The sequence below is a fragment of the Nostoc edaphicum CCNP1411 genome, assembly GCF_014023275.1.
GTDB lineage: Bacteria > Cyanobacteriota > Cyanobacteriia > Cyanobacteriales > Nostocaceae > Nostoc > Nostoc edaphicum_A.
In genome coordinates this window covers 138,523-150,235 of sequence record NZ_CP054697.1, presented here as the reverse complement: position 1 = coordinate 150,235, position 11,713 = coordinate 138,523, and the positions used below count along the sequence as shown (strand labels likewise).

General features: G+C 38.9%; 11 protein-coding genes. 3 read left to right on the top strand and 8 right to left on the bottom strand.

Annotated elements, in window-relative coordinates; genetic code table 11:
- Window position 1: 1 nt before the first annotated feature.
- Entirely contained in the window at window positions 2-1,006 is a 1,005-nt protein-coding gene (locus HUN01_RS02275; protein WP_238845396.1) for a hypothetical protein, read from the top strand.
- Here the strand turns inward: HUN01_RS02275 and HUN01_RS02270 are convergent.
- The 5 genes from HUN01_RS02270 to HUN01_RS02250 all read right to left on the bottom strand — a co-directional run bounded on the left by HUN01_RS02270 (window position 967) and on the right by HUN01_RS02250 (window position 9,078).
- Entirely contained in the window at window positions 967-3,471 is a 2,505-nt protein-coding gene (locus tag HUN01_RS02270; RefSeq protein WP_181927280.1) for a CHAT domain-containing protein, read from the bottom strand. The genes HUN01_RS02275 and HUN01_RS02270 overlap by 40 nt on opposite strands.
- Before the next feature lie 15 nt (window positions 3,472-3,486).
- The gene (locus HUN01_RS02265; RefSeq protein ID WP_181927279.1) at window positions 3,487-5,940 is read right to left on the bottom strand and encodes a two-partner secretion domain-containing protein; all 2,454 of its coding nucleotides are present in this window, start codon (window positions 5,938-5,940) and stop codon (window positions 3,487-3,489) included.
- Between the two features lie 109 nt (window positions 5,941-6,049).
- Window positions 6,050-7,339 (bottom strand): glycosyltransferase, encoded by a 1,290-nt coding sequence (locus HUN01_RS02260; RefSeq protein ID WP_181927278.1) that lies wholly within the window; start codon window positions 7,337-7,339, stop codon window positions 6,050-6,052.
- Between the two features lie 372 nt (window positions 7,340-7,711).
- Window positions 7,712-7,849: a hypothetical protein gene (locus HUN01_RS02255; RefSeq protein WP_181927277.1), complete on the bottom strand. Its 138-nt coding sequence runs from the start codon at window positions 7,847-7,849 to the stop codon at window positions 7,712-7,714.
- A 503-nt stretch (window positions 7,850-8,352) separates the two neighbouring features.
- Complete coding sequence (locus HUN01_RS02250) at window positions 8,353-9,078, bottom strand: hypothetical protein (RefSeq protein WP_181927276.1); 726 nt, start codon at window positions 9,076-9,078, stop codon at window positions 8,353-8,355.
- A gap of 279 nt (window positions 9,079-9,357) precedes the next feature.
- On the opposite strand from HUN01_RS02250, the gene HUN01_RS35155 reads away from it, so the two are divergent.
- Both HUN01_RS35155 and HUN01_RS02245 read left to right on the top strand, forming a co-directional pair.
- A complete protein-coding gene (locus tag HUN01_RS35155; RefSeq protein ID WP_238845394.1) occupies window positions 9,358-9,639 on the top strand; it encodes a hypothetical protein in 282 nt (93 codons plus the stop codon).
- Window positions 9,590-10,300 (top strand): hypothetical protein, encoded by a 711-nt coding sequence (locus HUN01_RS02245; protein ID WP_238845392.1) that lies wholly within the window; start codon window positions 9,590-9,592, stop codon window positions 10,298-10,300. Before HUN01_RS35155 ends, HUN01_RS02245 begins: the two co-directional genes overlap by 50 nt.
- A 38-nt stretch (window positions 10,301-10,338) precedes the next feature.
- Here the strand turns inward: HUN01_RS02245 and HUN01_RS02240 are convergent, their stop codons facing one another.
- The 3 genes from HUN01_RS02240 to HUN01_RS02230 form a co-directional block, all read right to left on the bottom strand.
- On the bottom strand, window positions 10,339-10,710 hold the full coding sequence (locus HUN01_RS02240) for a hypothetical protein (protein ID WP_181927275.1): 372 nt from the start codon (window positions 10,708-10,710) through the stop codon (window positions 10,339-10,341).
- Between the two features lie 106 nt (window positions 10,711-10,816).
- Window positions 10,817-11,014 (bottom strand): hypothetical protein, encoded by a 198-nt coding sequence (locus HUN01_RS02235; protein ID WP_181927274.1) that lies wholly within the window; start codon window positions 11,012-11,014, stop codon window positions 10,817-10,819.
- Window positions 11,015-11,023: 9 nt separating this feature from the next.
- The gene (locus tag HUN01_RS02230) at window positions 11,024-11,713 is read right to left on the bottom strand and encodes a hypothetical protein (RefSeq protein ID WP_181927273.1); all 690 of its coding nucleotides are present in this window, start codon (window positions 11,711-11,713) and stop codon (window positions 11,024-11,026) included.

The window sequence follows — 11,713 nt, the reverse complement described above, 5'->3', positions numbered from 1 at the left end:
TGTGGGATTAAGTACAAAATATTGGGCATTTTTCTGCTTGACTTTTTTGATATTAAAAGATGTGCCATTGGTCGCAAGTGTACCACTAATAAGAGTTAAAAGAAGCCAAGTTCGCTGTGAGGCAATTGGCAGGATAATGGGCAGAGGCGAGAAACGCTTTGGCACTAAAAGCTTGATTTGTGAAAAAGAAAGCATAGAAGTTTTAAACGGTGGTACTATTGACTTTCTCTGTTACAGTTCTGGGAAAATTTTAAAATTATCTAGTGGTATTGTTTCAGACGAATGCCCCAAGATTGAAACTATTAATGCTAATTGCAACCCTAACAATGTCGTAGGATGCTTCCGTCCGAAAGGAGGCACAGAAGAAAGCGATGAGCCGACAATTATTTCTCCTTACAGTACTTCAACATTGAATCCTCGCCCGGAAATAACTTGGACTCCTGTTAAGGGTGCTACTTCTTACAAAGTCAAAGTAGAAAGTTACGAGTTTAGATGGGAAAAAATTGTAAGTCAAACTCGGCTTGCCTACCCAAGTGATGAAAAGGAGTTTCAACCGGAGGGCATATATACAATATCTGTCTTTGCTTACAAAGATGGTAATGCTTTTAGCTATGACTCAACGCCTGTTAACCTATTGTCTATAGCTTCACAAGAAGAAATTGCACAAAATATTAAACGCATTAAAGAATTAGGACTACCACCAGAGGAGACTGTTCTTGATATAGACGCAATCTATGCGTCAGAAAATCTTTTAAATGAAACAATTGAGATGCTGAAGTCACACACGGAAACCGCAACTCCTAGCCGAAATCCAACTCTTTACAGAGTACTGGGCGATCGCTATCTGAGGGCTTGGTTGACAAACGAAGCTAAACGCCAATACACCAAGGCTTTTGAGATAGCGAAAAGTAGTAATAATTCAAAAGAGTTACAAAAAGCGCAAGAAGGTTTGAAGATGGTGAAATTCTACAACCAACTTCCCACCAGGAGGAACGGGGCCCAGTAGTAAGATTTTTGATATTGGGGATTTGACAGTAAACTCAATTGTGCCTGACGTAATGCCTCTGCTTTAGGTAAGCCATTATTCAACCCTTTATAAAATTCTTGCATAAGCAAAGCGGTAGAATTGGCATCCACGCGCCACAAAGTAGCGACAGTACTCCGCGCACCTGCCTGGGCAGCTATCCCTGCAATTCCCATCACTGACTGCTTGTTGCCTTTTGCAGTTTCGCAGGCGCTGAGGACAAGTAACTCAATTGCATCTTGACTATTTTCAGTTTTGTCTCTGATTAAGCTGTCAAAGTCTCTAATATTAATTAGTTTGTCATAGGCTACCAGTACTGTTTTGAGTGGATCAGAACTGAATTGACCGTGGGTAGTAATATGTACAATAGGAAAATTATTTTGAGTCAGTTCTTCTTTGAACCTTTTAAAGGTAAATTTATCGTCTAACAAGGCTACTGACGATTTAGTTTGTTTTTCAACATTTTCTAGTTCTTGTTTAGATGGAGGCAAATTTCCCATGTTTTTGGGTGCATTTTTATCTATATAGCTGGGGCTAATTTTTGATAGTCCAGCTATCAAAGCTACCATCTGGTTTTCATGCAAGATTCTAGGTTGCCTTACCCTAGAACCTACAGTTCCTGCAATACTATAATGCTCTATTAGATAATCTTTACCATCATATAATAATCCCATTGGTAAGCTTTGAAAAGATTTATCTAAAGTGAATACTAACGTCCCTGATGAGGGTATATATCTTTTAATTGGTGTAATTAAAGATTCATAAATTTTTTGAGAATAATGGGTAATAGCGCTCTCATTGATATTAATAAGTTTTTCGCTTTGTAACGCTTCTAAAAGCTGATTCACCTGAAATCTGACTAACTTAGAGTCAACAGAATGATGGTGAAGTAAGCCATTTGGAGACTGAACAATTATCTCTATAGTATCTTCTAAGTCAATAATATTAATTACAGATGGAACGTTCTTGAGATTTTGAAGCTGGTTTAAAGCAACAATGTCAAGCTTGCCACATCGAAGAAAGTTTTCTAAACGTGCTATTTGTAGTCCTTGATTTACTTGTATTACTTTTTTTAGATCAGGACTAGGAGATGCTAAGAGTAATCGCATATAATTGCGATATGCCGGTTCCATTTCCTCCTGGAATGAGAACTGTAAATCTCGGTTACTTGACAAAAAACTATCACGAACTTGAGTCATGTTTGCGATCGCAGCATTATAGTTCTGAATCGCTAACTCAGTTTTTCCCTGCTTTTGGTAAATTAATCCTAACTGCTGTTGCCATTGGTAGGCGATATCGGAAGACCGAATTGATTGAGCGAATCCTAAAGCTTTCTTAAAATATGCCTGTTTTTGTTCTGTTTGAGTTGATAATTTACCTAAAGTACCAAAACTATAGGATAACCATCGGATACTATTAATAGTTTCAGCCATTTTCAAGGCTAATTTAGCATATCGAATTGCTACTGATTTCAATTGTTCATCTGGGATCTGGCTGAGGTTATTAGCAAAATTCAACCGAGCATGAATAGATGGCTCAGGTGATAACTCCAAAAAGGCAGAAGAATTTTCATCTATTTGATTTACCAATACTCGGATCTGTTGATTAACTTTCTGATGAAGGTTCGCTTGATTTGGTTGATGACTGAGCCATTTTCCCCAACTTATCAGTAAAGTTAAGTGATTTAACTGAGCTTGCAGTTTAGCTGATTTGGAGATATCTGGTATATTTTCTAATGTTTGGTAATACAAAAGCGATTTTTGCGCCTTTTGTGGAATAATATTAGCAATCTGCTCTCTAAAAAGTGGTTCCTCTATCCAAGAATATTTATCTTGCAATTGCTGATAAATTGTCTGTTCAATATTACCCAGAGACAGATAAATATCGCTAATTCTTGATGAAGATACAAGTTTTGCTAGCGTTAATGTTTCTTGTAGAACTGTTTCAGATTCGTTTAACTTACCCAAAATCCGCAAGACTTCTCCGAGATTCTGTAACCCAAGCAAGTTAACCGATGTTGCCTTCTGCTTACCAATTAATGTTGTCAGTTGCTCTTTTTCAGCAAGAGCAAGTTGCTGCAAAGTCGTGTCGCAAATACCTAGATTTGTATTAAAGTTTAAAGCTTCTAAAAGTTTATTGCAAGCTTCTTTGTGTAATCCTAATGCTTGGAAAGCAAGATTTTGATTAATCAGGCTTACCGTAATTCCCTCTTGATCGTTTAATTGGCGATAAATTTTGTTAGATTCCTGCCAACTTTTTAAAGCATCATTTGCTCGATCTAGAGCTAATTGTTCGTGACCTGATGAAGTCAGGGATACTGCTTGATTCTTGAGGAGTTCTTTTTCTTCTTTTAAAGTCTGGGCAGGGGAAGATGATTGAACTAGAATTATAGATAGCGCTAAAACGCCTGAGAAGAGATATTTAAAGCAACATTGAGGTAAAATCATTTTTCTATGTTTTTATCACTGAAATACTGAAAAACAAGAACTTGCAGACAGTGAAGCATCATCCAAAGCTAAATTTGCTTGGTCTGTGGTCAAAACAAAATTCCCTTGAGAATCCCGAATCAAAACGTTAGCTTCTATAATTTGTGTGGGTTGGTTACTTCTTAATGATTCTGGATTATACAGATTATTAAAACCTGAAATGGAAAAAGAGTTACTTTGCTCAATATTGTTATGTATTAGGTCGTTAGGCTTAGATTGTAGATTGCGACTACTAACAGCAAAGCTACTGGTTCCTGTGCCTACTTGTTTTTGGCAAGCTGGGGTAATTTGAGGAGTTGTTGGAACCACTTCTGGTGCAGCTTTATTGATGCCAGAATTATTATCCAAAGCGTTGATCTGGATATTACCATTCAATCCGAATTCTGAACTAGTTGTAATTTTGCTATCAGGAGAAAGGAATAGTCCTTCGGTGTTGATTCTGATATTGCCGCCACGTCCCTCGAATGCATTAGCTTTTATACTGCTATTTCCTGAGCCAATTATAAGTCGTGTATTGATGTCGATATTTCCGCCGTTACCACCACCGCCTGCGGTGGCATTAATGTTACCGCCTCGATGTAATTGTAAAGACGAGGAGTTTAAAAAAATATTGCCTCCTTCACCAAATACAGTTGCTGCTACAATACTCCCGTCATTATCTAAATAAATCGCATTAGCATTAATCCTTAAGCTACCTGCATTACCATTTCCTAAATTACTTCCGTTAATTACTCCACCATCTCTAATGTTTAATTTGGTAGTATTAATTATTACATCTCCAGATGCTCCATTTGGAATTATAGGTACATTTAATAATTCTTGTTGTGTTACATCAGAGCTTGGAGTCGCGTATGAAGAGATACCAAAAGGCATTTTATAATTCAATCCATTTGAACCTTCACGTGTTATGTCTACAGAATTATAAGCATTTACTTTAATATTTCCTGCATTGCCAGTAGCAAAAGCATAAGAATTAATGCTGCCGCCATTTTGTAAAAAAACTTTTGGTGTATTAATGGTTAAATCGCCAGTATCTCCAGCACTAAAGCTTGCAACAGCAAGCTGGCTTGCTCCAATAACAATAAAAGGATTAAAATCACTTAGTTTTATGCCTTGGGAGGCATTAACAATTAAATTCCCACTCTTGCCATCCCCAAAGGTTCCAGATATTATAGTTCCTCCATTAAAAGCTGTGACTCCCCCTGTATTGATGATTATTTCTCCACCATTGCCAGAACTAAATGTATAATTGCCAATGCCACTATTGTTATTAGAGTTAATAGAGGAAAATCCTATTATTTGCGTCGATTCAGAAACATTAAGAATTATATTGCCGCTATTCGCTCCCGTAAAAGTTTTGGCATTGATAACTGCTCCATCCTGAATAGCTAAATTTTTTGCTGAAACGACAATATCACCTATATTCCCTGCTACAGTTTCATTCAAAAATCCACTACCAATTTTTCCATCAAGAGAAGTTCCACTTAACTCGAGAGATTCAAGAACATTCACATTTATACTTCCCCCTGACTGCACTCCTTGATTTTGAATTAATGCTACTGAGCCATTGGTTAATGAAATCTGCTTACTCACTAATTGAATTGAACCGCTACTAAGTCCGCTAGCATCTACTAACGCTTGTTGAGACAGCTTAATATCTTGAAAATCTTGTACATATTTATAATCTAAAGTCCAACCAGTGGGGCTAGGAATAAGATTAACTATGCCAGATTTGACAGCACCTAATTCAATTCGCCCTCCTGGAGCCGTTAAAATACCACCTGTTAGGCTAACATCACCTCCTATCAAAGCAAGAGTTTTTCCTGGAGATAGATGTAGACTATCTGGACTAGCGCCAGATCCTAAGATGGGCGAGAACAAGGGTGTAGAAATAGTTAAATTATGTCCTGTGCCACGAACTTGAATCGCACCAGAATTTACTCCATATTGCAGTCCTATAGGCACCTTAAGAGTCAGTAATGGTGGTATATCTTGTGGATCTGTAACACTGAATTGATAATTATTAGCAAAGTTAATGCTATTCGCTGTGCTTGCAACAAACGAACCACCAACGTTTAATCTCGCATTAGGTCCGAAAATAATTCCATTAGGATTAATCAAAAACAGATTTGCTGTGCCATTCGCTCGAATCAAACCATTAATTTCGGAAGGAGATTTACTTGTAACTCGGCTAAAAATGTTTTGGATATCCAAAGTATTGTTGAAATACGCAGTGCCATCTGTAGGTAAAGAAAACTGTTTAAAACTATGAAATAAGTTATTACCTGCTTTAGTTCCTCCATTGATAATACTTGTATTACCTTGATTGAGAACACGAGACTCATCAATAAGGCTAGTATCTGGGACAATTTGTGCAGTAGTTGGTGTTGAAAAAGATAAAAAATATAGGAGAGTAACTTTAAAAATCAAAGAGTTACTGTGCCATTCTTGTATCCTAAATTTTGTCTTATTTATAAGCCTCATTTTATTAAATTGTAAATTTATTTTTTCCTAATCTTGTAAATAATGTTTAACAACACTATTTATCCTTCGATAGGAAAACAGGTTTCCTCGTAGTTATGGCCTGTTCGATAATATCGGCAGCACGACTGACTCCTCCAGAATGATGGATAGCAGATTGTAATCTCAGTGCATTCTGCTTATAAGAGTCTTGCTCAAGAACTTGCTTTATCGCTGTTCGCAGTTTAGGAACACTTACACTAGCTACAGGCACAAATTCACCAGCTCCACTCCATGCTATACGTGCTGCTACTGCTGGCTGGTCATTAGCGATTGGAATTGCTACCATCGGGATACCGTTATTTAAAGATTCTAAAACTGTATTCAATCCTGCATGGGTAATGGTGAGAGTTGCTTTTTTAAGTAGTTCCAGTTGAGGTGCGTAACTAACAATTATCGGAGATCCAGGTAGTCCTTGGAGCGGTTCTGATCCACTCTCTTTACCAAGAGAGATTACTAGCTGGGTATCTAATCCAACGCAAACTGAGGCAATAGTTTGAAAAATTTCTAATAAACTATTTTGTATAGTTCCCATCGATGCGTAAATCAACGGTTGCCCAGTCAACTTTTCATAAGGAAAAGGTATGGGTTCTCGTCCAGTTGAATCTTGATAGGGGCCAGTAAAATGAAAACACTTGGGCAAAGACTGCCTTGGGAAATCAAATTCTTTAGGCAATTGGCTCAACTGGGCAAGCTGAGAGAAGGTATCTTTGTCAGGTGTTTGAGAATAAAGGGGCAAGCTCCACTTTTGGCGATAGGTATCTAAAATCTGCGTGATTGGTTTTGTGAGCGGCTTCATCAACAAGTAAGCACATCGATTGCGTAGACGCGCCCACCATGCCGGGTTATATCTCCAGTCTGTAAAAAAAGGCGGTATATCATCTTCTGCATTAACTGGCAAGGCATTGCATACAGTAATAAAAGGAATTTGCAGAAATTCAGCAATAGTCTCACCTTCTACTATAAATTGGTCTACTAATAATGCTTCTACACCAGCTTCTCTAAGAGCTTCTGGAGCTTTATTAAGCAGCAGATTTACTCCTTCTTTCATTAGATTCATAGTATATTCCAAAGCGGCAAAACCGTTTAATTGTCCCAACTTTGTTAGGGACTCTTCAGTTCCTCCATGAGCGTGCTGAGACTCTCTGATCATGTAAAAATCTAATCCTGCTGCCAGTGCTTTAGATTGAGCATCGGCAATTCCAAAGAGAGTCACACGATGCCCACGTCTTTGTAATTCTCGACCCAACGCTGTCATTGGGTTAAGATGTCCAGTGCTGGGTGGACAAAGGATACCAAAATGAGTCATAATTTATAATTTTTTTTTAATTTGTTATCAATAGCGCTTGTTCTAAATATCGTTGCATCTCTTAGTTACAATAAATATCTTTGCAAAACATCGCATTTTAAGTATTAAAGAGCAACCTATCCCAGTATTCCAAAAATTTCTACTTAGTTTTGGAAAATGTGCTTGAAAACCTTATTTTTTCGTTCTTAGTTCTCAATAAGCTTAAGCTTTAGCTTTATAGCACAAATATTATTAGAGCCTGTCAAGAAACAACTTTTACAATTTATTATCTAGAAAGCTTACTGAGAAGGCATTTCTAGCTCAAAAGAGGCAAGGTTGTTACATGACAAGCTCTTAGTGGGATAGGTTCATAGATAAAAGGTGTTGAAGTTATCAGTATCCGGTATCTGTAGGTTGCGATCGCGGATACTGCCTTTGCTTGTAAGCTAACACACTACAAATGTGTAAGAAATATTGATGCTTTAGTTTGGCAATGCTTGGAATGCCAGCAACGTATTTTTTGTAACTCATAGGAATTAGGGAAACTTAGCGAAATCAGGAACACGGGAAACACAAGAGACAATCGTTTTTCATTGAAAACAGTTGCTTGTACTATTATTGACAGCGTTACTAATTACTGACAAAAGTAGTTTTCTGCAACAAAACTTTCTTTTGTAAGAATTGCTAATTTCGGACTCCCTTAGCAAGTTAAAATCATGATTTTAATCTTGAATTTAAGCAAATTACATTTATCTGCTTGATATTAAATGGTTAAAAGCCAAGAAAACTTTGAGATTGTGATCGCGCTTCAAGAGTTCAATAAATACCATGCAGATATAGCTCCTAAAGGGAGGAGCTAGCACTAAGGCAGAAGACTGCGCTGCCTCTTTGTCTCAATGAAATTTTGGCTACTATAAGTCCCTTGGCTACACAAAAATTTTCCTTTACTACTAAAGAAGGATAAAAGCCAGGGTAATTTTGTGTTTTGGACTCATTTTACCTGACAGTTTAGCGTGTAAATTGATACTCAAATATTATTCTTCATCATCTTCATCCTCATAATCTAAATCATCATCACCATGTTCTTCGTACCACTTTTTCTCTTCAGCTAAGGCCATTTCTCTCTCAATCATTTTTCTTTCTAGGGCTTCTCTTTCGAGCTTTTCTGCCTCAAGCTTTTTTCTTTCAAATATTTCGTTTTTTATCCGTTCTCTCTCTCTGGTTTCTCTTGCTACTCTGTCTCTCTCAAGCTGAATTAATCGCTGTTCTACTCGCTCACAGTAAAAATCCAAAGCTTTACCTGTGGCTGCTCCGGTAATCGCACCACCAGCTAAAAAGACGAGGACAGTTTTCCAGCCCCCAAAGAGATTACCGCTCCACTCCAGAGTACCTTCATTGAGCCACATCAGTAGGAAGTAGATGAGAATTCCAATAACTGTATTGATCAGAGCAAAGACTCTTGGTGTCATCTCGGATTGACGGAGTATCAGCCATTGCGCCAAGGTGAGAATCACACCAAAGATGACGGCAGCGATCGCACAAAGAATAATATTGCCTGGGAAAGTGAATGGATCTACTGCAAATTTAATGATTAGCGTGATAATAATTGGGGCAGAGAGCAAAAAGCTCAGGAGCAGGCTAGCACTAATCGCAAGAAACCAGTAACGACCGAGATAACCCAGGCGAAATTCTAACAACGACTCCTGTACTCCAAACAAAGTCATCCAAAATGCAATACCCGCCGTCAAATAATCAAGCATTAGCCGTTGTTTTACCCATGTCTTGAAGAGGGTATTTTCTAGAATACGCCCAAACAGTATTTTGTTGTTGTAATACCTCTGGCGTAGTGGTTTTTTTTATACTTGGTCTATGAGATTTGTTAATGAGTTTTATATTTGGTAGTGCTTTAAAGCTGCAAAATATAAAAAGCAACGAAAAACCCCATCCTTCGTATTGTTGGGGGCATAGATAAAAAACATATATCCCATGATGACACAATTCAATATTTGTTCAACTGCTGTCAGCCTAGAGGTGGGGCAATGAACAAACCACCATCTAGACGCAAGAAAGTTATCCCTGTGGCATCTGGTGAACCTAAGCCAGCAACCGACTCTGCAAAGGAAAATAATTCTTTGCACGAAAACCCAGCCTCAGCAACGATTACGGTGACGGCTGTTGAAGTAAGAGAGTTGACCGACCAAGAACAAAGCTTACGCTTGCAATTGGAACGTCAGGTAGAAAGGGCATTTTTAGTCAGCAGGCCAGGCGCTGATGGAGTTGAGGGACAGACGGCTGTACCGTTCCACGCACCGGACTTTTGAAGAATACTGCCGCGATCGCTTCAATTATAGTCGTGACGCGGCTTACTTGAAGATTTCAGCGACTGTGGTTTATGGGAATCTTCAAAAGTTTTTGCCGACCATTGGTCGGCAAATTCCAATGCCGACCAACGAACGACAATTGCGTTTTTTGGCGAAAGCAGAGTTGGAACCAGCTGTGCAAGCGGATGTCTGGCAGCAGGCAGTAGAGCAAGCTGGCAATAAAATTCCATCCGGTCGCATAGTGAAAGACGTAGTGGATAAGATACGCGAAAGGACGAAAGTACCCAATCCTTACCACGTTGGGGAGATATGCGTTCTTCTGCCCAAAGATAATCCAGACTTGAGAGGTAAAGCGGGTTATTGGGGCGTAGTCAGCCATGTTGGAGACTATAGCTGTACAGTTCAAACCTGGGATGGTGACTACACCGTAAAAATCGAACACCTGAAGTTACTGGAATTGCTTGATGAAGACTGCCAATTCATGCAGCAGTTATGTGTGAGATTACGGCAGTTGCATCAAGTGGCGACCCGTGACGAGGCTGTGGATTGGCTGTTGCAGGGGCTTGGGAAACAAGCAAAACCTTATTTATCTTCGTTGCAGGCAAAATTACTGGCGGCTGTGGAACGGGAGTACAAAATCGAGTGGAAGCAACAGAAATAATGGTGCAGCGAGGAAACAATAATTTAATGCAACAAAGTTTACTTAACGAGTTCACTTTCAAATATTTCTCGCCACAATTCAAATTCTGGACAATTGCACCAAAGGGTAACGAACCCATCAAAAAGTTTAGTTCCTGAATTTTGAACTCCTCTTGGGAGAACTTGGATCAAGATAGGAATATCTAAATCACATTTCCAATTTTCTATTTCTTTTTGAATTTGGGCAATAGTGTCTTGATGGAATCCTCGGTCGTTGTTAGAACACTGAACAAGTAAACATCCACTATCAGAATCTTTGACTCGCTTGATCGAGAAATTAATCTGTGTCCACATTGATTGGACTTCATTGAAAATATCAGGTAAACCATAGTGATTGCCTAATATTGCCTTGCGGCGTTTCGATTCACCCATAAGTCCCCCTCAGCAATACAAATTTTGACAAGGATGACGAAGAAGATAAGGAATCTCCTGACGACGAGTAAGCTCAATATCGCTCAGACTAACCCTCTGGGGGTTATTAACTACTAATACTATTGTAACGATAAATCAAGGGTTTCAAGTATTTTGCATTTGCAAGAATTGGGAATTTTGCTTTTACCGTATCTGTCATCCTTGCAAGCTTTGCTGCTGGTGGCTGTTGAGAGAGAGTACAACCTGGTTTGTCAGCAGCAGAAGTGATGAATTTATGGAGTTTCAAAGCAGCTTGAAAGTTCAAAATTTTAAATCAAATCGGGTAGGTGTTAGTGATTGGAGAACTTTTCACCCAGACATTTTGATTGTGATAAAAATCACCACGCTGTTCTAGTGTAAACCCACCCAGCAATAACCCCAACCATACTTCTACCATCGGCATTTGCAACACACGTTGCAGTTTAACTAAAGAAATCTCATCTTTGACATTTATCAGATAGTTAGCGATCGCGCCCTGCCATTTTTCCACGTCCTCATCTGATGCCAAATTGCGGACATCTTCTAAAGTTGTCACCTCATCGAGCATTGCCAAAACATTCGCTTTTTCAACAGGTGCTGCTACAGAATCACCCGATTCAGTAGAATGTGAAAATTGGTGTGGGCCGTGTGGTTTAAAGGTTTGTGGTATTTCCGGCTCAATCAAATCATCTAAATCTAGGTGCATTGTTGTCCGCACTAGACCAGCAAAGAGATCGGTGCTAACAACAGGCCCCAAAAGACTATTGCGATCGCGGGTATCTTGCAATAGCACTTCGGCACGAGACTTAAGAATATCCGCAATCTGACTGAAGGCAAGCGCTGCGGTTAATAACTGTGCCTCCAAGGGTAAATTCTCTAGCTCGGCATCCAAACAATCCCACATAGCATCAAGGGAAGAAGTTGGTGGAGATTCAGACAACTCATCTAATACATCCCAGATGGTTAATTGGTGGTATGTGGTCAT

Bases quoted from the DNA above. Each gene is read 5' to 3' on its own strand.
- HUN01_RS02270 (WP_181927280.1), bottom strand. From the start codon at position 3,471: ATGATTTTACCTCAATGTTGCTTTAAATATCTCTTCTCAGGCGTTTTA.
- HUN01_RS02260 (WP_181927278.1), bottom strand. From the start codon at position 7,339: ATGACTCATTTTGGTATCCTTTGTCCACCCAGCACTGGACATCTTAAC.
- HUN01_RS02255 (WP_181927277.1), bottom strand. From the start codon at position 7,849: ATGAGTTACAAAAAATACGTTGCTGGCATTCCAAGCATTGCCAAACTA.
- HUN01_RS02250 (WP_181927276.1), bottom strand. From the start codon at position 9,078: ATGCTTGATTATTTGACGGCGGGTATTGCATTTTGGATGACTTTGTTT.
- HUN01_RS35155 (WP_238845394.1), top strand. From the start codon at position 9,358: ATGAACAAACCACCATCTAGACGCAAGAAAGTTATCCCTGTGGCATCT.
- HUN01_RS02245 (WP_238845392.1), top strand. From the start codon at position 9,590: ATGGAGTTGAGGGACAGACGGCTGTACCGTTCCACGCACCGGACTTTT.
- HUN01_RS02240 (WP_181927275.1), bottom strand. From the start codon at position 10,710: ATGGGTGAATCGAAACGCCGCAAGGCAATATTAGGCAATCACTATGGT.
- HUN01_RS02230 (WP_181927273.1), bottom strand. From the start codon at position 11,713: ATGACCACATACCACCAATTAACCATCTGGGATGTATTAGATGAGTTG.